Origin of the sequence: Sagittula salina, assembly GCF_017813235.1 — a bacterium.
GTDB classification, from domain to species: domain Bacteria; phylum Pseudomonadota; class Alphaproteobacteria; order Rhodobacterales; family Rhodobacteraceae; genus Sagittula; species Sagittula salina.
The window spans coordinates 194310-219828 of sequence record NZ_JAGISH010000004.1 but is presented as its reverse complement, the minus strand read 5'-3'; the positions used below and the strand labels follow the sequence as shown (position 1 = coordinate 219828).

19 protein-coding genes are annotated in these 25519 nt (G+C 67.2%); 4 read left to right on the top strand and 15 right to left on the bottom strand.

Going from position 1 to position 25519, the window contains the following annotated elements; translation table 11 throughout:
* Positions 1-39: 39 nt before the first annotated feature.
* The 6 genes from J5474_RS09275 to J5474_RS09250 form a co-directional block, all read right to left on the bottom strand.
* A complete protein-coding gene (locus J5474_RS09275; protein ID WP_209360624.1) occupies positions 40-936 on the bottom strand; it encodes a dihydrodipicolinate synthase family protein in 897 nt (298 codons plus the stop codon).
* Between the two features lie 157 nt (positions 937-1093).
* Entirely contained in the window at positions 1094-1513 is a 420-nt protein-coding gene (locus J5474_RS09270) for a hypothetical protein (RefSeq protein ID WP_209360623.1), read from the bottom strand.
* A 16-nt stretch (positions 1514-1529) separates the two neighbouring features.
* Positions 1530-3260 (bottom strand): L-arabinonate dehydratase, encoded by a 1731-nt coding sequence (gene araD, locus J5474_RS09265; RefSeq protein ID WP_209360622.1) that lies wholly within the window; start codon positions 3258-3260, stop codon positions 1530-1532.
* Between the two features lie 11 nt (positions 3261-3271).
* Positions 3272-3394, bottom strand: coding sequence for a dihydroxy-acid dehydratase (locus J5474_RS09260; protein WP_209360621.1), 123 nt, complete (start codon positions 3392-3394; stop codon positions 3272-3274).
* A gap of 4 nt (positions 3395-3398) precedes the next feature.
* Positions 3399-5486 carry a TRAP transporter large permease subunit gene (locus tag J5474_RS09255; RefSeq protein WP_209360620.1) on the bottom strand — a complete coding sequence of 696 codons (2088 nt, stop codon included), beginning with the start codon at positions 5484-5486 and terminating at the stop codon, positions 3399-3401.
* A gap of 126 nt (positions 5487-5612) precedes the next feature.
* Complete coding sequence (locus tag J5474_RS09250; protein ID WP_209360619.1) at positions 5613-6653, bottom strand: TRAP transporter substrate-binding protein; 1041 nt, start codon at positions 6651-6653, stop codon at positions 5613-5615.
* A 188-nt stretch (positions 6654-6841) separates the two neighbouring features.
* Between J5474_RS09250 and J5474_RS09245 the strand changes: the two genes are divergently transcribed.
* On the top strand, positions 6842-7537 hold the full coding sequence (locus J5474_RS09245) for a GntR family transcriptional regulator (RefSeq protein ID WP_209360618.1): 696 nt from the start codon (positions 6842-6844) through the stop codon (positions 7535-7537).
* A gap of 23 nt (positions 7538-7560) precedes the next feature.
* Here J5474_RS09245 and choV read toward each other — a convergent pair whose 3' ends face one another.
* The 7 genes from choV to J5474_RS09210 all read right to left on the bottom strand — a co-directional run bounded on the left by choV (position 7561) and on the right by J5474_RS09210 (position 17739).
* On the bottom strand, positions 7561-8604 hold the full coding sequence (choV, locus tag J5474_RS09240; protein WP_209360617.1) for a choline ABC transporter ATP-binding protein: 1044 nt from the start codon (positions 8602-8604) through the stop codon (positions 7561-7563).
* A complete protein-coding gene (gene choW / locus J5474_RS09235; protein ID WP_209360616.1) occupies positions 8601-9431 on the bottom strand; it encodes a choline ABC transporter permease subunit in 831 nt (276 codons plus the stop codon). The genes choV and choW overlap by 4 nt, the downstream gene beginning before the upstream one ends.
* A 145-nt stretch (positions 9432-9576) precedes the next feature.
* The gene (locus J5474_RS09230) at positions 9577-10497 is read right to left on the bottom strand and encodes a choline ABC transporter substrate-binding protein (RefSeq protein ID WP_209360615.1); all 921 of its coding nucleotides are present in this window, start codon (positions 10495-10497) and stop codon (positions 9577-9579) included.
* 188 nt (positions 10498-10685) lie between these two features.
* Positions 10686-12122: a siroheme synthase CysG gene (gene cysG / locus J5474_RS09225; RefSeq protein WP_209360614.1), complete on the bottom strand. Its 1437-nt coding sequence runs from the start codon at positions 12120-12122 to the stop codon at positions 10686-10688.
* A gap of 259 nt (positions 12123-12381) precedes the next feature.
* Positions 12382-15444 carry an efflux RND transporter permease subunit gene (locus tag J5474_RS09220; RefSeq protein ID WP_209360613.1) on the bottom strand — a complete coding sequence of 1021 codons (3063 nt, stop codon included), beginning with the start codon at positions 15442-15444 and terminating at the stop codon, positions 12382-12384.
* Positions 15445-15454: 10 nt separating this feature from the next.
* Positions 15455-16657, bottom strand: coding sequence for an efflux RND transporter periplasmic adaptor subunit (locus J5474_RS09215; protein WP_209360612.1), 1203 nt, complete (start codon positions 16655-16657; stop codon positions 15455-15457).
* A 122-nt stretch (positions 16658-16779) separates the two neighbouring features.
* The gene (locus J5474_RS09210) at positions 16780-17739 is read right to left on the bottom strand and encodes a DUF2125 domain-containing protein (protein ID WP_209360611.1); all 960 of its coding nucleotides are present in this window, start codon (positions 17737-17739) and stop codon (positions 16780-16782) included.
* Positions 17740-17845: 106 nt separating this feature from the next.
* On the opposite strand from J5474_RS09210, the gene J5474_RS09205 reads away from it, so the two are divergent.
* From J5474_RS09205 to J5474_RS09195, 3 genes are all read left to right on the top strand, one after another.
* Positions 17846-18376 carry a gamma-glutamylcyclotransferase gene (locus tag J5474_RS09205; RefSeq protein ID WP_209360610.1) on the top strand — a complete coding sequence of 177 codons (531 nt, stop codon included), beginning with the start codon at positions 17846-17848 and terminating at the stop codon, positions 18374-18376.
* Between the two features lie 122 nt (positions 18377-18498).
* Positions 18499-19671, top strand: coding sequence for a biopolymer transporter ExbB (locus J5474_RS09200; protein ID WP_209360609.1), 1173 nt, complete (start codon positions 18499-18501; stop codon positions 19669-19671).
* Complete coding sequence (locus tag J5474_RS09195; RefSeq protein WP_209360608.1) at positions 19672-22065, top strand: peptidoglycan -binding protein; 2394 nt, start codon at positions 19672-19674, stop codon at positions 22063-22065.
* 4 nt (positions 22066-22069) lie between these two features.
* Here J5474_RS09195 and J5474_RS09190 read toward each other — a convergent pair whose 3' ends face one another.
* Together J5474_RS09190 and clpA are read right to left on the bottom strand one after the other, a co-directional pair.
* Positions 22070-23005: a M23 family metallopeptidase gene (locus J5474_RS09190; protein ID WP_245216360.1), complete on the bottom strand. Its 936-nt coding sequence runs from the start codon at positions 23003-23005 to the stop codon at positions 22070-22072.
* Between the two features lie 136 nt (positions 23006-23141).
* On the bottom strand, positions 23142-25475 hold the full coding sequence (gene clpA, locus J5474_RS09185; protein ID WP_209360606.1) for an ATP-dependent Clp protease ATP-binding subunit ClpA: 2334 nt from the start codon (positions 25473-25475) through the stop codon (positions 23142-23144).
* Positions 25476-25519: the final 44 nt, after the last annotated feature.

The window sequence follows — 25519 nt, the reverse complement described above, 5'->3', positions numbered from 1 at the left end:
GCTGGCGTGTTGGTGCGGGACTGTCGGGGCAGGGGCTCCTCAGGTTCTCAGAAGGGACTGCGCCTGCATGAAGCCGCGCAGGCGCTGCAACTGGTCGGGGGACAGCGGCCACGCGGCGGGCGGGCGCGCGGGGCCGCAGTCCTCGCCCATCATCTGGAGCGCGGCCTTCACGCCGGGAACGTTGGCGCCGCCCTGTTCCTCGGCGCGGATGTCCTCGAAGACCTGCATGTCCGCGATCAGGCGGCGGGCTTCGGCGTAATCGCCGGCCTCAAGGGCGGCGTTGATGGCAACGGAACGTTCCGGCCAGACGTTGATCAGGCCGGATGTGAAGCCGCGCGCCCCCACGGCATAGAGCGCGGGAGCCCAGATCTCCGCCAGCCCGCCGGTCCAGGTGATGTGACCGGGGGAGGCCTCCATCGCGGCCCTGAGCTTCATCGGGTTGGGGGTGGCCCACTTCACGCCCGCGACACCGTCGACGTTTGCCAGCCGGGCGATGGCGTCGGTGCCGATGGCGTCGTTCCTGAGATAGAGGATCAGCGGCAGGTCGGCGGCCTCGCGGATGGCTTCCAGGTAGTGGACGAGGCCGCGCGGCGCGACGAAGGGATCGGGCGGCTGGTGGATCATCAGCGCGGCCGCGCCCGCCTGCGCGGAGGTTTCAGCCAGAGCCTGCGCGTCGCGGACGCCGCGCCCGACGCCCGCCACCAGCGGCACGCGGCCCGCAACGTGGGCTGCGGCGGCGCCGACCATGGCCTGCGCCTCGGCCAGCGTGAGGCCGTAGTATTCGCCGGTGTTGCCGTTGGCGGTAAGCACCTGCACCCCGGCCGCGATGGCGCGGTCGACGATGGGTTTCTGGAGGTCCGGGGCAATGTCGCCTTGGGCGTCGAAGGGCGTGACGAGGATGCCGGAGACGCCGGTGAGCGCGGTTCTGAGGGTCATGGGAAGTCCTGTCGTATGGGTCCCCGCCGGGCCGCGCGGACGGTTGCGGGGCAAATTGTCAGCTGACAACTCTTGACGTGCGTCAAGGGTTGAAATCGTTCATGTTTTTGTGCCTGTTTTTGTGCCTGTTTTTGTGCCTGTTTTTGTCCCTGCGCCGTCATGGCGTCCGCCGGTCTGGCAGCAGTGCGAGGCAGATCAGCGCCAGCACCGCCGGACCCGCGTAAAGCAGGGTGAAGACCATCCAGTCCTGCGGCGCGTCGCCGTGGCGTCCGCGCAGGACGCTGCCCGCGAAGGCCAGCGCCCAGACCACCGCGATAAGCCAGAGACCGGGGCGCAGCAGGCGCGGCAGGGCCGTGCCACCCCCGCGCAGGAAGACCCACGCGTTGAGCAGCGCGGCCCCCACCATCACCGGGCAGACCACGAAATACAGCAGCCAGACCAGCGCGATGCCGTGTGTCAGCCCCCCGGCGCTGCGGGCCATGACGATGCGCGCCAACTCCACGCCGTAGTACAGCGCCAGTGCCGCCAGCAGCAGCGCCGCGCCTGCGCCGATCAGCCGTGAGAGTGTCCCTGCCATGCTGCGCCCCGGTGTTTCAGTTGATTTCGGGTTCCGGCACCGGCCCGCCGAAATCGGTGCGCAGGAAGTCGAAGTCGCAGCCCTTGTCGGCCTGTTCCACGTGCTTGGTGTAGACGTGGCCGTAGCCGCGTTCGTAGCGGGGCGCGGGCGGGGTCCAGTTGGCGCGGCGCACGGCCAGTTCCTCGTCGGAAATGAGCACGTTCAGGCGGCGTCTGGGGATGTCGAGTTCGATCAGGTCGCCGGTCTCGATCAGGGCCAGCGGCCCGCCGATGAAGGCCTCGGGCGCGACGTGAAGGATGCAGGCGCCGTAGGAGGTGCCGGACATGCGCGCGTCCGACAGGCGCACCATGTCGCGGTGGCCCTGTTTCAGCAGCGCCTTCGGCATGGGGATCATGCCCCATTCCGGCATCCCCGGCCCGCCCTGCGGGCCTGCGTTGCGCAGCACCAGAACGTGGTCCGGGGTCATCGGATAATCCTCGTCGTTGATGATCTCCTTCAGCGCGGCGTAGCTGTCGGCGACGATCACCGGGCCGGTGTGGGTCTGGAATTTGGGGTCCATGGCGGCGGGCTTGATGACCGCGCCGTCGGGCGCGAGGTTGCCGCGCAGCACGGCCAGCGAGCCCTCGTGGTAGACCGGGTTCGAGAGTGGCCGGATCACGTCGTCGTTGTAGTTCTGCGCGCCTTCGATGGTTTCTCCGAGGCTCTTGCCGGAGACGGTCATGACCGAGAGGTCGAGCTTGTCGCCCAACTCCTTCATCAGCGCGGGCAGGCCACCGGCGTAGAAGAAGTCCTCCATCAGGTATTCCTTGCCCGAAGGGCGCAGGTTGGCGATGACCGGCGTGGTGCGGCCGATGGCGTCGAGATCGTCGAGGCCGAGCTGGATGCCTGCGCGGCGCGCCATGGCGATCAGGTGGATGATGGCGTTGGTGGAGCAGCCCGTGGCCATGGCGACGGTGACGGCGTTGCGGGTCGAGGCCTCCGTCATGATCCTGTCAGGCGTGAGGTCCTCCCAGACCATGTCGACGATGCGGCGGCCGCAGGCCTTGGCCATGCGTTTGTGGCCCGCGTCGGGGGCCGGGATCGAGGAGGCGCCGGGCAGCGTCAGGCCCCAACCGTCGGCGATGCTCATCATGGTGGAGGCCGTGCCCATGGTCATGCAGGTGCCGTAGCTGCGGGCGATGCCGCCCTGCACGCCCATCCATTCTTCCTTGCCGATGGTACCCGCGCGGCGTTCGTCCCAGTATTTCCAGACATCGGTGCCGGAGCCGAGTTGCTTGCCCGCGTAGTTGCCGCGCAGCATGGCGCCGGCGGGCAGGAAGATGAACGGCACGCCAGCCGAGACCGCGCCCATGATGAGGGCCGGCGTGGACTTGTCGCAGCCGCCCAGCAGCACGGCGCCGTCGATGGGGTGGGAGCGGATGGTTTCCTCCACCTCCAGCGCGCCCATGTTGCGGTAGAGCATGGAGGTCGGTTTCAGGAACTGTTCGGAAAAGGAATGCACCGGCATTTCGACGGGGAAGCCGCCCGCCTGCAGCACGCCCTGTTTGACGAATTCGGCGCGGTCGCGCAGGTGGTGGTGGCAGGGCGACAGGTCGGACCAGGTGTTGATGACGGCGATCACCGGCTTGTCGGTCCAGTCCTGATCGTCCCAGCCCATCTGCATGGCGCGCGAGCGATGGCCCATGGAGCGCAGGTCGTCGGGCGCGAACCAGCGGGCGGAGCGGAGATCCTTGGGGTCTTTGGTCATTCTGTGGTCTTTCAGGAAATCGGTTGGGCGGCACCGAACATGATGCCGATGATCACGGCCACCATGACGAGGCCAAGGAGCCATGGCCAGAGGCCGTAGCCGTCGATGTCTTCGCGGGAGTCGCGTCCGATCATTGGGTCAGCCTCCGGTCAGGAATTCGGGAAGGAAAAGGGCGATCTGCGGGAAGGCCATCACGAGGAAGAGGCCGATGATCTGCAGCGCGATGAAAGGCAGCACGGCGAGGAAGATCTCCTGCAGGGTGACGTCCTTAGGCGCCACGGATTTCAGCCAGAAGCAGGCCGGGCCGAAGGGCGGGCTCAGGAAGTAGATCTGAATGTTCATGACAAAGAGGATGCCGAACCAGATCTTGGCCTGATCCTCGGTCAGGCCGAGGTCGGGGGCCAGCGTCATGACCACGGGGGCAAAGACCGGCACGGTGATGAGGACGATGGCGATCCACTCCATGAAGGTGCCCAGCACCATGAGGATCAGCATCATGACGATCACGGTGCCCATGGCCGACAGACCGAGGTCGAGGAAGAGCGAGCGCATGAAGTCGCCGCCGCCCACGAGGTTGAAGATGCCCACGAAGGAGACCGCGCCCAGCACCAGCCAGATGATCGTGCCGACGGTGGTCATCGTGCCCATGAGCGAGGCGGTGACGACCTCCCAGTTGAAACGGTTGCGGACGGCGGCGATCACCATGGCGCCGATGCAGCCCACGGCAGCGGATTCGGTCACCGATGCGATGCCGCCGTAGATCGATCCCATGACCGCCCCGATCAGCAGGATCGACAGCAGGACGGCGGTGAGCCGTTCGCGGGACAGTTTCTGTTCGGTGCCGGTGATCTGGGCCACTTCGGCGGCGGTGGGGGCAAGGGCGGGGTTGAGGTTCACGCGGATCAGCACGTAGCCCGCGTAGAACACCGCCAGCATGATGCCGGGGATGGCGCCCGCCATGAAGAGGTCGCCGATGCCGACCTCGGCAGACAGTCCGTAGACGATCATGATGATCGAGGGCGGGATCAGCGTGGCAAGCGCCCCCGCCGCGCAGATGAGGCCGATGGTGATCTTGCGGTCGTAGCCCAGCCGGAACATCTGCGGCAGGGCGACGAGGCCCAGCATGACGATCTCTCCGCCCATGACGCCGGACATGGCGGCGAGGATCACGGCCACCACGGTGGTCTGCACCGCGACGCCACCGCGCAGGTTGCCGGCAAAGATGGACATGGCGTCAAACAGGTCCTCGGCGATGCCCGCCCGTTCGAGGATCGACGCCATCAGCACGAAGAAGGGCACCGCGACGAGCGAGTAGTGTTCCAGAAGGCCCACGGCGTTGGACGACACGAGGAACAGCCCGCGCGGCCCGAAGAAGCCCACCGCCATGATGACCGACACGATCAGCGTGACGATGCCCAGCGGCATCCCGGTCATCATCAGGGCGATCAGCAGCACCACCATGATCAGCGACACGGTGCCCAGATCCATCTCCCGCATGTTCAATGCCTTCGACGGGTCGAGCGCCTTGCCGATCTCGGTGATGAAGCCGGAGAAGGCCTCGGCCGGGGCGAAGGACAGGACCTCTGCCAGGAAGGCGGAGAGGAAGTAGAGGACGAAATACGCCGCCAGAGTCTTTACCACCAGCCGCGCCCAGCCGCTGGTGACGTGTCGGTGCAAGTTCACCGTCAACTGCGCGAGGTAGAGGAAGGCGCCGGTGACCATCAGCGACTTCATCATCATCGGCAGCGGCGAGTTGAAGGCGGAGCCGGAACGCTCGATCCGCTCGACGGAGACATAGGCGCGGATGGTCGCGTCCGTCAGCAGCATGTAGAGCGCGAAGATTCCCACCACCATGGCGAAGAGGTCGAGCCACCATTGCTGCCGACGCGTGGTCAGCCCGTGGATCACGGTGATGGCGATGTGGCGCTGTTTCAGCGTGACGTAGCCCGCCGAAAGCATCCATGCCGCGGCGACGGTGGTCATCACCGTCTCGAAGGCCCAGAAGGTCGGCGCGTTCAGCAGATAGCGGGAGAAGACCTCGTAAAGCGTGGCGAAGGCCGCGACGAGGTAGAAGCAGGAGATCGCGATGCCGGTGACATGGCTGACATGATCCACCGGCGTATAGGCGGACATGGGCAGGTCGCCCCGTTCGTCATGCTCCAGCGGGTTCTGGTCGGCGATCTCGATATCGCTCGCGGCGATGGCGTCGTCTACTTGGCGGCTCATGACGTGGATGGTCCCCGGTGCGTGGAAATCGCGGCCTCCCCGCAGGGGGAGGGGTGGCCCCGGTGCGATGACCGGGGCCGGTACTCAGGTTTTGGTTCGGGCCGGAAGAAACGGCCGGAGAGGGGCTCAGAGAAGCCCGGCCTCCTTCATGAACTTGATGTGCGCGTCGTAAACTTCGCGGGCGAGGTCGGACCCCTTGGCGAAGTCTTCCCATGCCTCCTGCGCCACCTTGCGGAAAGCGTCGCGCTCTGCCTGCGGCCAGTCGATCACGGTCAGGTCGCCTGCGGCCTTGTCACGGGCCACCAACTGCCGGTCGAGCCGGTCGAAGTGCTGGCGAAGCCCGTTGTAGGCGGCGAGATACCAGGTTTCGAGCGCCACCTGTTCAGCTTCGGACATCTCGTCCCAGACGGTCTGGGAAACGGTGAACTGTAGGATCGGGGTGGAGTGGATGCCGGGGAAGATCGGGTATTTCGCGATCTTGTGCATGCCGTTGGCGTCGTTGTTGGCATAGGCCGAGTTGTCGGCGGCGTCGATCACGCCCTTTTCCAGCGCGCCATAGGTTTCGGAACCGGACATCGACACCGGGGCGGCGCCGACGCGCTTGAACACATCCGCCGCGAGTCCCTCGGGGGAGCGCACCTTCACGCCCTTGAAGTCGGCCACGCCGTTGATCGGCACCTTCGAAACAAAGGCCTCGCGCGCGTAGGCGCCGCAACCGACCACATGCACGCCCTCGAAATGCGCGTCGAAGAGCTTCTGCAGGATTTCCTTGCCGCCGCCCTGCGCGCAGAACGCCTGGATCTGGTCCGCCGAATCGTAGCCTGCGATCAGGTCGCCCATCAGCGCAAAGGCCGGGTCGACACCTGCGAAGTAATTGATGGACGTCAGGTCGCCGTCGAGGATACCGACGGAGATCGCCTCTGCCGTCTCGCGGCGCGGCACCACGGCGTCGATCGGCAGCAGTTCGACCGACAGCGCGCCGCCGGTCATGGTTTCCAGCTTTGGCACCCATTCCGCGTTCAGATAGGCCAGCGAAGCATGGCTGGCGTTGGACGAGGTCTGGATCTTCAGCGTGCGGTCGGCGGCCAGTGCACCGGTGGCCAGTGCCGCGACCGAGGTCGCGAGTACCGCCACCGCCGAAAGAGTCTTCAGCGAAACGAATGTCATGGATGTCCTCCCTGGGGTCGGCCCTCTGCGGGCCCGTTCTGGAGCCCGGGGCGGGGCTCCTCTTCCCCGCATCAGGCTAAACAGACTAATATATTAGTTGCTCATACCGGTCAATCCTGATTGAATGGTACCTCAACGGGCGCCGGATCGCGGGCGCATCGGGCGCTGTGCCCGCAGGCGTGAGGACTATGCTGGAACAGGTTTTCAACGACATGAAGGACCAGGCCGGATCGGCCTCGGCTGCCGTCTACGACGCGCTGCGCAAGAAGATCGTCGCGCTGGATTACCCGCCGGGGACGCCGCTGGCGCGCACCGCGCTGGCGCAGGAGTTCGGTGTCAGCCTGACCCCCGTGCGCGAGGCGCTGCAACGGCTGGAAGAGGACGGGCTGCTGCGGATCGTGCCGCAGTCGGGCACGGTGGTGAAACGGATCGACGTGGCACAACTGCACGAAACCCAGTTCCTGCGCGTGGCGACCGAAACGGAAGTCGTGCGGCGGCTGGCGCTGAACCCGGACCCGGAGGTCATGGCGCGGGCGCGTGCCATCGTCGCCATGCAGGAGGCGTTGCAGGGCAACACCGAGCAGATGGCCATGTTCAACGAGCTGGACAGGGCGTTTCACCGGACGCTGTTCGACGGCGTCGGCATGGCCAGCCTGCAGACCATTTTGCAGCGGCGGCTGGGGCACCTGTTGCGCTGCCAGCGGCTGGACCTGCCGTCGGAAGGCAAGATGGCCGACATCCTCGACCATCATCACCGCATTCTGGACGCCATCGGGGCGGGCGACGCCGAAGGCGCGGCGGCGGTGATGCGGTCGCACCTGTCGGGGACGATCAGCCGTCTCGACCTGCTGCGCGCGCGTTACCCGGAGTATTTCACCGACTGAGCGGCGAGCGCCCGCTGAACTGCTCAGCGTTGGCTCAGCAGGGCGCGCATGACGGCGGGGGTGTCGATGAACCCCACGGGCCCCCCGTCGCCGGTGACGACCAGCGGCATGGCGCCCTCCGCGATCATGGGCAGGATCTGACGGATCGTGGTGTCGGGGGCGATGGCGTGGGCGCCGCGCGTGTCCTCGGGCAGCGGGCCCATGATCTCCAGCGCGCGGAGCACGTTGAGCGGGTTCATGTGCGCCACGAAATCCGTCACGTAGTCGGTCGCCGGGTCCAGAACGATCTCCTGCGGGGGGCCGCATTGCACGATGCGCCCGCCCTCCATGATGGCGATGCGGTTGCCGATCTTCAGCGCCTCGTCGAGATCGTGGGAGACGAAGATGATGGTGCGGCCAAGCTTTGCCTGAAGTTCCAGAAGTTCGTCCTGAAGCCGGTTGCGGATCAGCGGGTCGAGCGCGGAAAACGGTTCATCCATCAGCAGGATCGGTGCTTCGGTCGCGAGCGCGCGGGCGAGGCCGACGCGCTGCTGCATCCCGCCGGACAGTTCGCTGACGGGGCGGTCGGCCCAGTCGCCGAGGTTCACGAGGTCGAGTTGCGCGCGGGCACGCTCGTGGCGCTCCTTTTCCGGGACCCCGGCGATTTCCAGACCGAAGGCGACGTTGTCCCGCACCGTACGCCAGGGCAGCAGGCCGAACTGCTGAAAGACCATGGCGACGCGTTGGATGCGGATCTCGCGCAACTGCCGGGCAGAGGCCGAGGCGACATCCACCAGCCCGTCGTCCATGCGGACCTCGACGCGGCCGCGCGCCACGGGGTTCAGCCCGTTGACGGCGCGCAGAAGGGTGGATTTTCCGGACCCGGACAGGCCCATCAGAACGAGGATCTCGCCGTCGGCCACGTCGAGCGTGCAGTCGTGCACGCCCAGCACCTGCCCGGTCTCGGCCTGGATCTCGGGGCGGGTTTTCCCGGCGTCCATCAGCGGCAGGGCGCGTTCGGGGTGGTCGCCGAACACGATGTTGACGGCGTCGAAGCGGACCATCGGCCTCTGTTGGGGATCGTTCATTTCGACCTCTTGAACATGCGGTCGGAGATGATGGCGACGAGGACGATGGCGATGCCCACCTCGAAGCCCTTGGCGATGTTCACCGTGTTGAGCGCGCGCAGGGTGGAGACGCCGAGGCCGGAGGCGCCCACAAGGGCGGCGACCACGACCATGGACAGCGACAGCATGATGGTCTGCGTCAGCCCGGCCATGATCTGCGGCATGGCAAAGGGCAGTTCGACCTTCCACAGCAGCTGGCGTGGCGTGGCGCCAAAGGACTTGCCCGCCTCGATCAGCGCTGTCGGCGTGGAGGTGATGCCCAGATGGGTCAGCCGGATCGGCGCCGGGATGGCAAAGATCACGGTGGCGATCAGGCCCGGCACCATGCCGAGGCCAAAGAGGATCAGCGCGGGGATCAGGTAGACGAAGGTGGGGATCGTCTGCATCAGGTCCAGTATTGGCGACAGCGCGTTCATCAGCCAGGGCCTGTGCGCGGCGGCGATGCCGATGGGCACGCCGACGCCCATGCAGACCACGGCGGAGGCGATGACCAGCGCCAGCGTTTCCGTCGTTTCGATCCAGTAGCCGAGGTTGATGATGAGCAGGAGCCCGGCGGCGGTGAACAGCGTGAAGCCCCAGGAGCGTCGCGCCAGCCACGACAGCAACGTGACCACCGCCACCACCGCGAGCGCAGGCGGTGTCTGCAGGCACCACAGGAGTGTGTCGATCACCGACTCCAGCCCCAAGGCCAGCCCGTCGAAGAACCACGCCGCGTTGTCCGTCAGCCAGTCGACGCCGCGCTGAACCCACTTGCCCAGCGGCAGCTTGTGCTCTTCGAGCCACTCCATCGCATCCCTCGTTCCTTGATTGACTCGTCAGTCAACTTAAAAGGCCGGGGCCGGAATGGCAAACGCCGAGGCCGAAGCAGCCTCGGCGCCTGGCCGTTTCATCGCATGAAAGCGCCCCTTGGGACAGCGTTCATTGCAGCGCGGTTCATTGCAGCGCGGACTGCACCGCCGCCATCGCGTCGCCGCCGTCCTTGGTGGTGACCCCGTCGAGCCAGCCATCCAGCACGCCCGCGTTGGCGGTCAGCCACTCGGTCGCGGCTGCGTCCGGCTCATCGCCGTCGTCGAGGATCTTGGCCATGATCTCGTTTTCCATGGCCAGGGTGAACGACAGGTTGTTCAGGAATTTTCCGACGTTGGGGCATTCCTCGGCGTAGCCGGCGGATGTGTTGGTATAGACCGTCGCGCCGCCAAGGTTCGGGCCAAAGAAATCGTCGCCGCCGGTCAGGTAGGACATCTCGAAATTGGCGTTCATCGGGTGCGGTTCCCAACCGAGGAAGACCACCGGCTTGCCACGGCGGTCGGCGCGCGCAACCTGCGCCAGCATGGCCTGTTCGGAGGATTCGACCACCTCGAAACCGGACAGGTCGAAGGCGTTGTCGTCGATCATCGACTGGATCAGGCGGTTGCCGTCGTTGCCCGGCTCGATGCCGTAGATCTTGCCGTCGAGGGCGTCCTTCTGCGCTGCGATGTCGGCGAAGTCCTTGATGCCCGCGTCGGCGGCGGCCTTGTTGACGGCCAGCGTGTATTTCGCGCCCTCGAGGTTTGCACGCAGGGTATCGACGGTACCCGCCTCGCGGTAGGGGGCGATGTCGGCCTCCATGGTGGGCATCCAGTTGCCGAGGAAGACATCGACATCCTTCGAGGCCAGCGAGGTGTAGGTGACCGGGACCGACAGCACCTTGACGTCGGTATCGTAGCCGAGCGCCTGCAGCACGACGGAAGTCGCGGCGGTGGTGGCGGTGATGTCGGTCCAGCCGACGTCGGACAGGGTGACGGTGTCGCAGTCCGCATAGGCGCCGGTCGCGGTCAGGGCCGCCACGGCGCAGATGGTTTTCGAGAGGGTCATTCCTTGTCTCCGCTGTTGTTGTGTCATTGCGCGACAACATCCGGCAAAGCGGGGCGGTCTTCAAGCGATTTGCCCTGTGGGGCCCGGAAGGCGGCGGGATGGCGGCGGTAGGGTGCCCCCGGCGGCCCGAGTGAGTTGCCGCCGCCGGAGGGCTGCCCCAGCCAAGGTGTCGCGGGGGGACGGGAGAATCAGGCGGCGGTCACCACGCTCCGCAGGGTGTCGGGCAGCGGCTCCGCGCGGGGGGCCGTTTGCGCGGCCTCTGCGGCCATGGATTTCGGGTAGCGGACAAAGACGATGGCGGGGGAGGTCAGACCCTGCGCGACGACGGTTTCCGCCAGCCGGTCGAGCGTGCATTCGGCGCGCCGTTCCCGCGTGGTGGATACGGCGGCGACGATGTCCACCGGCGCTTTCGGCGGCGTTCCGGCGGCGATCAGATCGCGGCTGATCTGCTCCGCCTTTTCGATCCCCATGTAAAGCGCGACCGTGGTGCCGGGATGCGCCAGCCGCGCGCGCGATGGCGCCGCGTCGCCGGGGCGGCACTGGCCGGTGGTCAGGGCGAAGGTGTCGATCTCGCCGCGCTCGGTCAGTGGCTTTTGCAGGGCGGCGGCGGCGGCGGAGGCGGCAGTGATGCCGGGGACGATCTCTGTCTCGATTCCGGCGGCCCGCGCGGCGGTCAGTTCCTCCGTGGCGCGGCCAAGGACCGATGGGTCGCCGGATTTCAGGCGCACCACACGGCGGCCCTGCAGCGCCTCTGCCACGATGACCCGGTCGATATGCGCCTGCGGCCATGCGCTGGCGCCGACCTCCTTGCCGACATAAACGCGGTCGGCATCGCGGCGCGCCAGTTCCAGCACCTCCGGTTCCACCAGCCGGTCGTAGAAGATCACGTCGGCCTGTTGCAGGCGCTGAACGGCGCGCATGGTCAGCAGGTCGCGTGCGCCGGGGCCGGCGCCGACCAGCGCGATGTGGCCTTTGGGTGCGGGCGCGGTGCCGTTGGCAATGGCGTCCTTGAGAATCTCGGCGGCGGCACGTTCGCGGCCCGCGAGATGGGCGCGGAAGGCTTCTCCGGTAAAGGCCCATTCCCAGAAGCCGCGCCGCTGGCGGTGCGGGATATGCGCGGCCACCGCGTCGCGCAGGCGCCCCGCCAGCGCCACGAAAGGGCCGAGGCGGGGGGAGAGCATGGTCTCGATCTCGGTCTTGATGGCCCGTCCCAGAACGGGGGCGGCGCCCTCGGTGCCGATGGCCACCACCAGCGGATCACGGTCGACGATCGAAGGGGTGGTGGCGTCACACATCTCGGGGCGGTCGACGACGTTGACCACGGCGCCGTGACGGCGCGCCATATCGGCAAGCGAAGCGTCCAGCCCCGGGCAGCCGGTGGCGATGAAGGTGAGGGCGGTTGCCGCGAAGGTGTCGGGTCGCGGCACGGCGTGGTGATCGGCGCGGCCGGAGGCGATCAGACCGGCCAGTTCGGGGTCCATGTCGCCGGGCGCGCCGGGGCCGAGGATGCGAAGCGCGGCCTCTGTCTTCAGCACGAGGCGGGCCTTGCGCGCGGCCTCTTCGCCCGTGCCGCAGATCACCACACGGCGTCCTGCCATCTTCAGGAACATCGGAAAGGTCTTCATGGTCCACTCCTAGAAACGACAAAAGGCCGCCGACACGCCTGCACGGGGGTGCAGGGAGTCGAGCAGCCTTGCTCGGGAACCCGGATGATCGGGGCTGGACAGCGCCGTTGCCGTCTGGGGAACAGTCAGCCACGTCGGGGCGCGCGGATCAAGGGCCGCGCTGCGGTGCGGCGCGGCCCTGTGGGGTTCTGTGTCGTCCCTGCTCAAAGGCTGGGCGTTTTGCTGGCCGGTTGCCCGTTTCGTTGCCGTCCAGCGCCCCCTAGCGGCCCGGTCTTGCCTCTGCCGGGCCGGCGGGCGCGCCGCCAAAGATATGGCCCAACATCCGGCGGGCGCGGTCCTTGCCGCCCTCGATCACGTCGTACAACGAGGGCACCAGCAGCAGCGACAGCAGCGTGGACAGCAGGAGCCCGCCGATCACCGCCACGGCCATGGGCGCGCGGATCTCGCCGCCTTCGCCATGGGCGAGCGCGGAGGGCACCATACCGGCGGTCATGGCGATGGTGGTCATGATGATGGGGCGCGCGCGCTTGTGCGCGGCGTCTATCATCGCCTCGGCGCGGGACAGGCCCCGGTGCGCGGCCTCCAGCGCGAATTCCACCAGCATGATGGCGTTCTTCGTCACGATCCCCATGAGCATCAGGAAGCCGATCACGACCGACAGGCCGATGCCCGCGCCATAGAGGTAGAGAGCAAAGATCGCCCCGCCGATGGCCAGCGGCAGCGACAGGATGATGGTGACCGGCGTCACGAAGCTGTGGAAGAGCAGCGTCAGAACGACGTAGACCAGCATCACCCCCGCAGCCATGGCGACAGCGAAACCGCCGAAGATTTCGGCCATCGTTTCGGCATCGCCGGCGGCCTGAATGCGGGCACCGGCGGGCATTTCCTGTGCGGCGGGCAGGGCGTCGATGGCATTCGTCGCATCGCCAAGGAACGCGCCGCGTGCCAGCGTGGCACCCACGGTGACCTTGTATTCGCGGTCGTAGCGTTCGATCTGCGACGGGCCGGTGGCCAGCGTCACGTCCGTCACCACGCCAAGCGGGATCATCTGCCCGGAGGAGGTCCGCAGGCGCAGGCCTTCGAGGCGCATGAGGTCGTCGCGGGCGGCTTCCTCCACGCGGACGCGGACGGGAACCTGTTCCTCGCCCGCGTCGAACTGCGCGAGGTTGGCGTCCGAATCGCCGACCGTGGCCAGCCGCACGGTGGAGGCGATGGTCGATGCGTCCACGCCCAGCTCGGCGGCGAGCTGCGGGCGCGGGATGATCTGGACCTCCGGGCGGGGCAGGGCGCTTTCGACCGCGACGTCGCGCAACTGGCCGATCCCGCCCATGGCACTGGCGAGGGTACGGGCGGCTTCCTCGGCGGCGGATTGCGTGCCCGCGAGGATATTGATCTGTACGTCGCGCACGCCTTCCTCGTTCAGCACGTAGATTCGGGTGTCGGGGACGTCCTTCAGGCGTTCCTCGATCTCGGCGGTGATCTCCGGTCCGGGCCGTTCGCGGTCCTCGCGGGAGCCGAAGTTGACGCGGATGGTCGCCTCCGTATCGGAGGTGCCTTCGACAAAGATGCTCTGCATTTCAGGTACTTCAGAAACCAGCGCGGTGATGCGGCGGGTTGCGGCCTCTGTCTCCGACATTGTGGCGCCGGGCGGCAGTTCGACGGTGATCGTCGCGCGCCCGCTGTCCGAGGGCGGCACGAATTCCTGCGGCAGCAGCGTGGCGGAGTAGATCGACCCGGCAAAGATCGCGAGGCCGATCAGCAGCGTGATCAGGCGATGGCGCAGCGTCCAGCGCAGCACGCGCAGGTAGCGGCGCATGACGGGGCCATCCTTTGCCTCGGTGTGGCCGGAGCCGGCGCGCATGAAATAGGCGGCGAACATCGGCGTGACAAGACGTGCCACCAGCAGCGAAAACAGCACCGCCACCGCGACGGTCAGGCCGAATTCCCGAAAGAACTTGCCCGCGATGCCCGGCATGACGCCCACCGGGGCAAAGACCGCCACGATGGTCAGCGAAATCGCGATCACTGTGGTGCCGATCTCGGAGGCGGCCTCGACCGCGGCATCGTAGGCGTTGCGGCCCATCTGGATGTGGCGGACGATGTTTTCGATCTCGACGATGGCGTCGTCGACGAGGATGCCGACCACCAGCGTGATGGCCAGCAGGGAGATGGTGTTGAGCGTGAAGCCCAGCATCTGCATGACGAAGAAGGTCGGGATGATCGACAGTGGCAGCGCCACCAGCGTCACCACGGTCGCGCGCCAGTCGCGCAGGAAAAGCATCACCACGAGGATGGTCAGCGCCGCCCCTTCGAGCAGGGTCATGATCGCGGTGTCGTAGTTCGACTTTGTATAAGTGGTGGCGTCGTCGATCTGGGTAAACGTGATGTCGGGGTATTCCGCCGCGATACGGTCAAGCTCCGCACGGGCGTTTTCGGCCGCGAGCAGGTCGGATTCGCCGGAGGCGCGGAAGATGCCGAAGGCGACCACGGGCCGGCCGTTCAGCAGGGCAAAGCTTTCGCGGTCGGCGGCGCCGTCGCTGATCGCTGCAATCTGGTCGAGCCGCACCGTCCCGCCCGCGGGCAGGGAAATGCGTGTGGCACCGAGTTGCGCCAGCGAGGTGGCGGAGCCAAGCGCGCGGATGGCGATCTGCTGGCCAGCAAGACGCCCTTCGCCGCCGCCCGCGTCCATGTTCTGGGCGCGCAGCTGGGAGTTGACATCGGAGGTGGTCAGCCCGTGTGCCAGCATGCGGTCAGGGCGCAGGTCGACGGCGATCTCGCGTTCGGCCCCGCCGATGCGGTCGACGGATCCCACGCCCTTTGCGCCCTGCAGCGCGGGGGCCACCACGTCATCGACGAAGGTGGACAGTTCCTCGATGGTGGAGGAGGCGCCGGAGGCGGCATAGGTCAGGATGGAACCGCCCATGACCTCCACCCGGCGCACGACGGGTTCGGTAGCGGCGTCGGGCAGGTCGGAGCGGGCGGCGGCCACGGCGTCCTTCACGTCGTTGAGTGCGCGGTCGCTGTCGACATTGATTTCGAATTCGACGGTCAGCCGGGCCGCGCCGTCATTGGCGGTGGAGGAGATATGCCGCACGCCCTGCACATTGGCGAGTTCGTCCTCGATCGGGGTGACGATCTGGGTGACGATCTCCGACGGGCCGGAGCCGGCGAGCGCCGTGTGGATGGAGATCACCGGCAGGTCGACGTTGGGCATCCGCGTCACGGCAAGGCTGTTGAAGCTGAACAGCCCCATGACCATGAGAACGAGAAAGAGCGCGATGGGGGGAACCGGGTTGCGGATCGCCCAGGTGGACATGTTCATGGCGCGGTCCTTACTCGGAAGCGGTTTCGGTGGAGGCTTCGGGCGGGGCTATGGGTGCGGCCTCCGTGGTAGTGGCAAGCGGGCGCACCGGATCGCCGTCGGAGAAAAATCCGGCGGCGCGGGCCAGCACGGTGTCGCCGTCCTTCAACCCGGAGAGGATTTCCCGGTTGCCGTTCCAGAACAGGCCGGGGGTGACATCGCGCCGGTGGAGCACGCCGTCCTCGACGGCAAAGACCCATGCGCCGCCGGTCTCGTCGATGACGGCGCTGACGGGGACGCCCAGCGACTGGCGTTCGGCTGTGATGATCCAGCCGCCGGTGAACAGGCCGGGGCGCAGGCCGAGGTTGTTCTCCGGCTCGATCTGGACCGTGCCGAGACGGCTGGTCGCGTCCACGGTCGGGTCGATCCGGCGGACGTGACCCAGCAGGGGGCCGACGCCCGCCACGTCCAGTTCCGCCCGGTCGCCAAGCGTGATCTGGCCCAGCTGGGTTTCGATCACCTCGGTTTCCACGTCCACCAGCCCGCCCTGCAGGATGCGGAACATCGGCTCCCCGCTGGCGGCTGCGACCGAACCGATCATGGCATTGCGCTGGGTGATGATACCCGCGACGGGGGCGGTGACGACGCTGTTTTCCAGATCCTCCTGCGCGAGGTCGCGGTTGATCTCGGCCTCGCGCAGCTGCGCCTCCGAAGTGGTCACGGTGTCCTGCGCCGCCTTCAGTGCCGCCGCCGCCGAAGCCTGGTTGGAAACCGCCTGATCCAGTGTCGCCTGCGTGCCGGTGCCCGACTTGCGCAGCTGTTGCGCGCGGTCGAGCGCGGCGTCGGCCTGATCCAGCGCGGCGGTCTGGGCCGCCACCTGAGCGCGCGCCTGTTCGAGGTTTGCCTGGGTGCGGTGCACGACGGATTGCTGCAGCTCCACCTGCCGCTTCAGCACCCGCTGGTCGAGGCGGGCCAGCACGTCGCCTGCTTCGACGCTGTCGCCCACCTGCACCTCAAGCGCCTCGACCCGCTGGCCGGAGACTTCCGGCGCGACGAGCACCTCCTGACGCGCCACCACATTACCCGCGACGGGGACGCGCTGGACGAAACGCGTGGGCGTCACGGTGGCCACGGTGACGGCGGGTGGCTGCGGGGGGCTCGGCTCTGCCGCGACCTGTGCAAAGGCGGGGGCGGCGGCAAACAGTAGGGCGGCGGTCAGGGTCAGGCGGGTCACGGCGGCTCCGGGTCGGTTGGCGGTTTGCGTCAAATTGAACTGATCGGTTCAGTTTGCATGCATATGGCACGCAATTGCCCCGGCACAAGTCCCGAAACGACATAGGGCTGCCGTTTGTGCCGTCAGGGTAAAGACAGCCTTGGCGCCTGTCCAAGAGGGATGATACCAAAGGAGACTTCGCCGCGGTGGAAATCCAGCGGCAGATCGAGCGTGTCCTGCCGCCCCGACAGCCCCGCCGCCAGCGTCAGCGCGTTCTCCAGCGTGTCGGCCAGCGCCTCCGGGAGTGTGCCGGCAGCGCGCGCCTGCTCGAGCAGCGCGCGCCAGTTCACCGCGCGCACGCTCAGCCCGCCGTCCGCGCGGCCCTGCGCATCCGCCGTCAGCGTGCCGGCGACGTTCAGGTCCAGCCCGTTCTGACGATAGGCCAGGCCGGCGAGGTCGATCTCGCGCGGCTGGGGCCGGGGGCCGCGCAGGGCATCGAGCGTCCAGGGCGTGTCGAAGGTCAGCGCGGCCTGCAGGTCCAGCCCCTCCGACCGGCCACTGTCGAGCGCGCCTTGCGGTGTCGCGATGTCCCGCACGGCCAGCGTCAGCTGGTAGCGCGCCCCGTCCTGATGATGGAAATTCGCCAGCACCCCGGCCAGCGCGACCCTGCCGCCGGGGGCCGTGAGGTTCAGCACATCCGCCTCCGCGTTCAGCCGCTCGATCATCTCGCCGTCGCGCACCAGAGAGGCGCGCAATCCTTCGGAGGCGATCTGGACCTCGCCCGAGGGCAGCGTCAGCCGCTGGCTGTCGGCAAAGGCGAGGATCACATGGCCACGGTCGTAGGTCAGCCCGAGGATTTGCAGGAAGGGCGCCGCCCAGCCGGTGCCATGGTCGGGGTCCATCAGCCGGGGCGTGGTCAGCGTGACGTCCAGCCGCGACGGGAAGCCGCGCACCGAAAGGTCGTCATATTCCGCTACCCAGCCGTCCAGCCTGCGCGCCTCGAACCAATCCTCGACCGCGCTGCGCAGCGTCCAGGCCTGAAACGTCCACCAGCCGCCCCAGAGCAGGGCGGCCACAAGCACAAGAACCCCGTATCGTTTCACTGCCCGCCCCTTTTCTTCCGCCGCGCCGCGTGTTTACACGGTGCCGGTTTATACGGATTGAACGGCGCTGCCCAGCAGGGCCGCCGAGAGAACGTGAGGGGAAAGAATGACGCTCTGGGTCTTCGGCTATGCCTCGCTGCTGTGGAATCCCGGTTTCCCGGTGGCGGAACGGGTGCAGGCGCGGCTGCACGGCTACGCGCGCAGCTTCTGCATGTATTCGATCCACCATCGCGGTACCGAAGAAGAGCCGGGTCTCGTGCTCGCACTCGACGCGCAGGAGGGGGCCTGCTGCGACGGGCTGGCGCTGCGCGCCGCGCCGGGCAGCGAGGAAGAGACGCTGGCCTATCTTCGCGAACGCGAACTGATCTCCTCGGCCTATCTGGAAAAGCGTCTGCCCGTCGCCCTGCACGATGGTCGCCGGGTGGAGGCGCTGTCCTATGTCATCGACCCCGGCCACGCACAGTATTGCCACCTCAGCCTGCCCGAGCAGGCCCGCATCATCGCCCGCGCCGTCGGCGGCCGGGGGCCCAATACCGAGTACCTGCACAACACCGCAGCCCACCTCGATGAACTCGGCGTGCCCGACCCGGACCTGCACTGGCTGAGCGAACAGGTCAGGGCGCTGGAAGGCCCCTGACTTTTGCGCAACAGGTTTGCACTTGCAGCACGCTTCGCCGCGGCGGGTGTTCATAACTTCTTGGCGAAGCTGGGGTAAGCCCCTAGGTATTAACCAACTATCATCAGGTGTCAGGTGTCCCTATGGACCAGCCCGACCGCGAGGCCGAGCCACATTTCTCCCATCCCATCCGCCAGCTGATCCTCATGCTGGCGGTTCTGGGGCTGTCGGCCTTCGGGGCGACGCTGGCCGCGCCCAGCGTGCTGCCGGTCTTTGAATCGAACCCCTATCTGAACGGCTTTATCCTGCTGGTCTTCGTGCTGGGGGTGATCGCCTGCTTCTGGCAGGTCTTCAGCCTGATGCAGTCGGTCCGCTGGATCGAGGCCTACACCGCGCGCGGCGATCAGGGCCAGCGCGTGGCGGCGCCGACGCTGCTGGCGCCACTGGCGACGCTGCTGGGGTCGCGCCGTGACAAGCGGATGCAGATCAACACCACGTCGACGCGCTCGATCCTCGAATCCGTGGCGCAGCGCATCGACGAGGCGCGGGAAATCACCCGCTACATCACCTCTCTGCTGATCTTCCTCGGCCTGCTGGGCACCTTCTATGGGTTGGCCACCACCGTTCCCGCGCTGGTCGCCACCATCCAGGCGCTTGCTCCGTCCGAAGGCGAAAGCGGCGTGGCAGTCTTTGGCCGCCTGATGACCGGGCTGGAGGCGCAGCTGGGCGGTATGGGCGTGGCCTTTGCGTCGTCGTTGCTGGGTCTCGCCTGTTCGCTGGTCGTGGGGCTTCTGGAGTTGTTCGCCGGGCACGGTCAGAACCGCTTCTACCGCGAACTTGAGGAATGGCTGTCGTCGATCACGCGGATCGGGTTTTCGGCGGAAACCGACGGGCCGGATCTGGGCGCGGCGGGCATCGTGCTCGACCAGATGGCGGAGCAGATGGACCGTTTGCAGTTCCTCTTTGCCGAGGCGGAGCAGAGCCGGTCGGAGGTCGACATGCGGCTGGCACAACTGGCCGATTCCATCGAACGGATGACCGAGCGGATGGAGGCGACGGCCCCCTCGGCGCAGGCGCTGGCACGCGTCGCCGAAGGGCAGGAACTGCTGGCCGAGGCCATCCGCGAGAAGGAAAGCAACGAGGGCCTCGATGCCGAAAGCCGGATGCGGCTGCGGTCGATCGACGTGCAGATGCTGCGCATTCTCGAGGAAATCAGCGCCGGGCGGCAGGAAAGCATGGCGGAGCTGCGCACCGACATTTCCTCGCTCGTGCGGGCGCTGGGCGTGTCGCGCGGCACCCGACCGAAGGCCGAGTAGATGGCCCTCTCGCGACGCACCGGGGCCCGTTTCCAGGCCAATATCTGGCCCGGTTTCGTCGATGCGATGACCGGCCTCCTGCTGGTGCTGACCTTCGTTCTGTCGATCTTCATGGTAATCCAGTTCGTGCTGAACGAGACGATCACCGGGCAGGAATCCGAATTGGACACGCTGTCGTCGGAGTTGCAGCAACTCGCCGCCGCACTGGGCGTGGCGGAGCGGAAGAACACCGATCTCAGCAGCCAGCTCGGCACGCTGGAGGCGACGCTGGGCGACCGCAACTCCGAGCTGGCGGCGGCAGAAAGCCTGATCGCTTCGTTGACTGCCACGCGGGAAAAGCAAGCCTCCGAACTGGATGCCGCCGCCGCGCAGATCACCGATTTCGAGGCGCAGGTGGCGGCCCTGATCCTGCAGCGCGACACCGCGCAGGGGCAGGTGATCGACCTGGCGTCGGAGCGCGACGCATTGAGCGCGCAGCGGCAGGCGCTGGTTTCCGAACGCGATGCGCTGACGTCGGAGCGGGACCGGCTGACGGCCTCGCTGGGGGCGGCGCAGACGGAGCTGGACGCTCAGTCCGAGGCGGCTGCACTGGCCGCCCGGCGGCGCGAGGCACTGGAGGCGTTGATCGCGGATCTGCGTGCGCGCAACGCTGATGCGACCGAACGGCTTGGCGCCCTGGGATCGCAGGTGGAAAACCTGCAACAGGCGCTGACGGAAGAAGAAGCCGCCAAACTCGCGGAATCGGAGGCGGCGAAGGCCCTGCGGGCGCGACTGGAATCGGCGGACGCGGAACTGACCGCCATGACGCTTTCGCTGGAAAAGGCGCGTAGCGAGGCGGAGGACACGCTGACCCTGCTGGCCGCCGCTCGCAAGGCGGAGGCCGACCTGAACGCGCGGTTGGCGGAGGCGCTGCTGGACGGTCAGCAGAAGGATGCCGACATGCAGGCGCGGATTTCCTCGCTGGAGGCGCGTTTGGCGGATGCGCAGTCGCAGGGTCAGGCGGCGGACGACCGGCTGGCGTCGGTGCGCGACGACCTGATCGCGGAGCAGGAGGCGCGCCGGGCTGCAGAAGAGACGCTGGCCGAGGAACGCCGTGCGCGGGGGGATGCGGATCGCAGCCTCGCCGCCGCGCAGGCCGATGCGAAGACGCGCGCGACACAGCTTTCCGACCTCTCCGCAAAACTGGCCGATGCACTGGCCCGCGCGTCGGAGGTAGAAGCCCTGACGGCGCAAGTGGCAGCGGTGCGGGCGCGCAACGCGGAACTGGCCTCGGATCTGGCGGTGGCGCGTGGGCAGGCGGCGGATGGCGCGGTGTCGCTGACAGAAGCGCAGGCAGAAACCGCGCGCCTGACCGGCACCCTGACTGAAGTGCGGGGCCAACTGGTCGCTGCGCAGGAGTCGCTGGAGGATCTGCAGGGGCAGAACGCGGAACTGCGCGCCCAGCTTGAGGCTTTGCGGGCCGAGGTGGGTGACATCGACCCGAAGGAACTGGAGCAGCGACTGGCCGCTGCGCTCGCGGCGAAGCTGGCGGCGGAAACCTCGGTGGAGGAAACCCGCAACAAGCTGGCGGCGGCGCTGGCCGAGCAGCGGCTGGCGGCAAGCAAGCTGGCAACGAAACTGAGCGAGGCCGAGCAGCGGCAAGCGCTTCTGTCGGAGGCGCGCGAAAACCTCGCGCAAAGCCGCGAACGCGCCAGCCAGGCGGAGCTGAAGGCGGAAGCGTTGAACCGCAACGTCTCTGAACTGCGGCAGCAACTGGGCGTGCTGCAGGCACTGCTGGACGACGCGCAGGCGCGGGACGCGGCGGCGCAGGTCCGGGTCCAGAACCTCGGGTCGGAGCTGAACGCGGCGCTTGCGCGTGTGGCGCAGGAGGAACGCCAGCGGCGTCAGCTGGAGGAAGAGGAACGCAAGCGGCTGGAGGCCGAGAAGAAGGATCTGGAGGCCTACCGATCCGAATTCTTTGGCAAGCTGCGGCAGGTCGTCGGCAGCCACGAGGGCATCCGTATCGAGGGCGACCGGTTCGTTTTCTCCTCCGAAGTGCTGTTCCGGCAGGGATCTGCCGACCTGTCTGATACCGGCCGGCAGGAGATCGCGAAGGTGGCCAATATCCTGCGGGAAATCTCGCAGGATATTCCTGAGGGGATCGACTGGATCATCCGGGTTGACGGGCACACCGACGACGTTCCGATCCGCCAGAGCGCGGTGTTTGAGGATAACTGGGACCTGAGCCAGGCCCGGGCGCGCGCGGTGGTTCGGGATATGATCGCGAACTATGGCATCCCGCCGAACCGGCTGGCGGCGAATGGCTTTGGCCAGTACCAGCCGGTGAACCCGGCCGATACGCCGGAGGCACGGGCGCAGAACCGTCGGATCGAACTGAAGCTGACAGAAAAATAGGTACCTAGGGCATGCTGACATGGGCAAAGCGGTGGGCGATGACCTTGCCCGCGCGGGTCAGTGTCGCCTCGCCGGTGTAGTCGCCGGAGGGCCATCCACCGGGCGGGGCCCTGCGCCCGAAGGCGCGGGAGACCGCTCTTTGCGGCGCCTTCACAATCATGCTGCGGTCAAGGATCGCACCGTCGGGTCCGCTGGCCGACAGAATGAGAAGGTCGCCGTGTTCGGCCTGCCCGATCAGGGTATAGACCACGAGAGGCTGATCGGGCGCGCCAATGGGCAGGCGGGCGGAGCCGTCGGCGATGGCGTCGAGGCCCGGCACCCGATCGGAAAAACCCGCCGTAACCATCTGCGTGGGCGTATAGGGCGGCGGGCTCTGCCAAAGCGTCGGGCCGCCTGGTGGGCCGCAGGTGCCGGTGGCCTCCGGGCGGAAGGGATCGACCGCCGCGCCGTTCCGGGTCAGTGAGAGATGCAGGTGGGGGTGGGTCGTCTGGCCCGACAGGCCCACAGTGCCAAGAAGCGCACCGCGCGAGAGTGTTTCGCCGGGGCGGACGGCGACAGAGTCGCGCGCCATGTGGCAATAGAGGGTCTGCCAACCGTCGCCGTGGTCGAGAAGGACCGCGTTGCCGCAGGCGTTTTCTTTGGTGACGCCCCGCATCAGCCGGTCGTCCGCCATGCCATCGCGGGTGCGCAGGACGGTGCCGGGAGCGGCGGCAAGGACCGGAGCGCGCCCTACCGCGTCGAAGCCGAGCACAGCGATGTCCGTACCCCGGTGCCCGTCTCGACTGTTGAAGCCGCAGGCAAAATCACGCTGCACGCCAGGGTCGGGTGCGTGGTCAAAGTAATCCTCGATGAAACAGGTGGTGCCGATCTCGCAGTCGAGCGGCAGGCTCAGGGACGGCGGGTCAGCGAAAGCCGGGGCGGCGAGCAGAAGGAAGGGCATCAGACGCATGCGGCAAACCGGGCCGGGAGCGGCGCTGTTCGCGCAGGTGCGCGAAGGCGCCCCGCCCGCCGTCCCGTCCTGAAGATGGTAGGGGCCAAATAGAAAGGGCGCCCGTTTCGGGGCGCCCTTCGAGAGATCAGTCTGCGGTGAGCAGCGGCGGCTTCTTGGAGCCCAAGCGCGGTTTGTCCGGGCCTTCGAGGTTCAGCACCAGATCGCCATCCTTGACGGAGACCTTGACGATACCGCCCTTGGTCAGCTTGCCGAAAAGCAGTTCTTCCGCCAGCGGTTTCTTGATGTGCTCCTGGATCACGCGGCCCAGCGGGCGGGCACCCATCTTGTCGTCGTAGCCCTTGTCGGCCAGCCACTCGGCGGCAGGCTTCGTCAGTTCGATGGTCACGTTGCGGTCCAGCAGTTGCGCCTCCAGCTGGAGGACAAATTTCTCCACCACCTGCAGGATCGTGTCCTTCGGCAGCGGCTGGAAGCTGATGACCGCGTCCAGACGGTTGCGGAACTCCGGCGTGAAGGTGCGTTCGATCGCCGCCGTGTCCTCGCCCTCGCGGCGGTCGCGGCCAAAGCCGATGGCGGCCTTCGCCATGTCGGCTGCGCCCGCGTTGGACGTCATTATGAGGATCACGTTGCGGAAATCCACCGTGCGGCCGTTGTGATCGGTCAGCGTGCCGTGGTCCATGACCTGCAACAGGATGTTGTAGACATCCGGGTGCGCCTTTTCGATCTCGTCGAGCAGCAGGACGCAATGCGGATGCTGATCCACGCCGTCGGTAAGCTGGCCGCCCTGATCGAAGCCCACGTAGCCCGGAGGCGCGCCGATCAGGCGGGAGACCGCGTGCTTCTCCATGTATTCGGACATGTCGAAGCGCAGCAGTTCCACGCCCAGCTGGTCCGCGAGCTGCTTGGCCACTTCGGTCTTGCCGACGCCCGTGGGGCCGGCGAAGAGGTAGTTGCCGATCGGCTTTTCGGGCTCGCGCAGGCCCGCGCGGGCAAGCTTGATCGCCGAGGAGAGCGCCGTGATCGCAGCGTCCTGTCCGAAGACCACCCGCTTCAACGAGCTTTCGAGATCCTTCAGCACCTCGGCGTCATCCTTGGACACGTTCTTCGGCGGGATGCGGGCGATCTTGGCCACGACATCCTCGATTTCCCTCGTGCCGATGGACTTGCGCCGCTTCGACGCCGCGACGAGGTGCTGCGCCGCGCCGGCCTCGTCGATGACGTCGATGGCCTTGTCGGGCAGCTTGCGGTCGTTGATGTAGCGTGCGGACAGTTCCACGGCGGTCTTGATCGCGTCGCCGGTGTATTTCACCGAGTGATGCTCCTCGAAGTAGGGCTTCAGGCCCTTGAGGATCTTGATCGTGTCCTCGACCGAGGGCTCGTTCACGTCGATCTTCTGGAAGCGGCGCGACAGTGCGCGGTCCTTTTCGAAGTGCTGGCGGAACTCCTTGTAGGTGGTCGAACCCATGGTCCGCAGCTTGCCCCCCTGAAGCGCGGGCTTCAGCAGGTTGGAGGCATCCATCGCACCGCCAGAGGTCGCGCCCGCGCCAATCACGGTGTGGATCTCGTCGATGAAGAGCACCGCGTCGGGATGCTCCTCGAGTTCGGTCACCACGGCCTTCAGCCGCTCCTCGAAATCGCCACGGTAGCGGGTACCGGCCAGCAGCGCGCCCATGTCGAGCGAGTAGATCGTGGTTTCCGACAGCACTTCGGGCACCTGGCCCGCGATGATCTTGCGTGCGAGGCCTTCGGCAATGGCGGTCTTGCCCACGCCGGGGTCACCCACCAGCAGGGGATTGTTCTTGCGACGGCGGCAGAGCACCTGGATGCAGCGCTCGACTTCGTGCTCGCGGCCGATGAGCGGGTCGATGTCACCCTCTTCGGCCTTCACGTTCAGGTCGACGCAGTATTTTGCCAGCGCCGATTCCTTGTCCGGGGCGGAGGTGGTCGTGCTTTCGGCCTTCTGGGCCTCTTCCTCGGATTCGGTGGCGCCCTGAACGGGACGGCTCTCGCCGTAGGCGGGGTTCTTCGCCACGCCATGCGCGATGAAGTTCACCGCGTCGTAGCGCGTCATGTCCTGTTCCTGCAGGAAATAGGCGGCGTTCGATTCACGTTCGGCAAAGATCGCCACCAGCACGTTAGCGCCGGTCACTTCGGTGCGGCCGGAGGACTGCACGTGGATCGCGGCGCGCTGAATAACGCGTTGAAAGGCGGCGGTCGGCACGGCCTCCGATCCCTCGATGTCGGTCACGAGGTTCGACAGGTCGTCGTCGATGAAATCCACCAGCGTCGTGCGCAGTTCTTCGGTGTCGACCGAGCACGCCTTCATGACGCGCGAGGCGTCCGGTTCGTCGATCAGCGCCAGCAGCAGGTGTTCGAGCGTGGCAAACTCATGGCTGCGCGAATTCGCCAGGGCCAGGGCCGAGTGGATTGCCTGCTCAAGGGTGTTCGAGAATGAAGGCACTTTGTGCTCCTCTTGTCTGCGCGGGTCCCGGGTACAACCAGCAT

Coding starts and splice junctions, on each gene's coding strand:
- J5474_RS09230 (WP_209360615.1), bottom strand. CDS start 10,497: ATGACCCTCTCGAAAACCATCTGCGCCGTGGCGGCCCTGACCGCGACC.
- J5474_RS09220 (WP_209360613.1), bottom strand. CDS start 15,444: ATGAACATGTCCACCTGGGCGATCCGCAACCCGGTTCCCCCCATCGCG.
- J5474_RS09245 (WP_209360618.1), top strand. CDS start 6,842: ATGCTGGAACAGGTTTTCAACGACATGAAGGACCAGGCCGGATCGGCC.
- J5474_RS09195 (WP_209360608.1), top strand. CDS start 19,672: ATGGCCCTCTCGCGACGCACCGGGGCCCGTTTCCAGGCCAATATCTGG.
- cysG (WP_209360614.1), bottom strand. CDS start 12,122: ATGAAGACCTTTCCGATGTTCCTGAAGATGGCAGGACGCCGTGTGGTG.
- J5474_RS09275 (WP_209360624.1), bottom strand. CDS start 936: ATGACCCTCAGAACCGCGCTCACCGGCGTCTCCGGCATCCTCGTCACG.
- J5474_RS09205 (WP_209360610.1), top strand. CDS start 17,846: ATGACGCTCTGGGTCTTCGGCTATGCCTCGCTGCTGTGGAATCCCGGT.
- choV (WP_209360617.1), bottom strand. CDS start 8,604: ATGAACGATCCCCAACAGAGGCCGATGGTCCGCTTCGACGCCGTCAAC.
- J5474_RS09270 (WP_209360623.1), bottom strand. CDS start 1,513: ATGGCAGGGACACTCTCACGGCTGATCGGCGCAGGCGCGGCGCTGCTG.
- choW (WP_209360616.1), bottom strand. CDS start 9,431: ATGGAGTGGCTCGAAGAGCACAAGCTGCCGCTGGGCAAGTGGGTTCAG.
- J5474_RS09190 (WP_245216360.1), bottom strand. CDS start 23,005: ATGCCCTTCCTTCTGCTCGCCGCCCCGGCTTTCGCTGACCCGCCGTCC.
- J5474_RS09255 (WP_209360620.1), bottom strand. CDS start 5,486: ATGAGCCGCCAAGTAGACGACGCCATCGCCGCGAGCGATATCGAGATC.
- J5474_RS09250 (WP_209360619.1), bottom strand. CDS start 6,653: ATGACATTCGTTTCGCTGAAGACTCTTTCGGCGGTGGCGGTACTCGCG.
- J5474_RS09260 (WP_209360621.1), bottom strand. CDS start 3,394: ATGATCGGACGCGACTCCCGCGAAGACATCGACGGCTACGGCCTCTGG.
- araD (WP_209360622.1), bottom strand. CDS start 3,260: ATGACCAAAGACCCCAAGGATCTCCGCTCCGCCCGCTGGTTCGCGCCC.
- J5474_RS09200 (WP_209360609.1), top strand. CDS start 18,499: ATGGACCAGCCCGACCGCGAGGCCGAGCCACATTTCTCCCATCCCATC.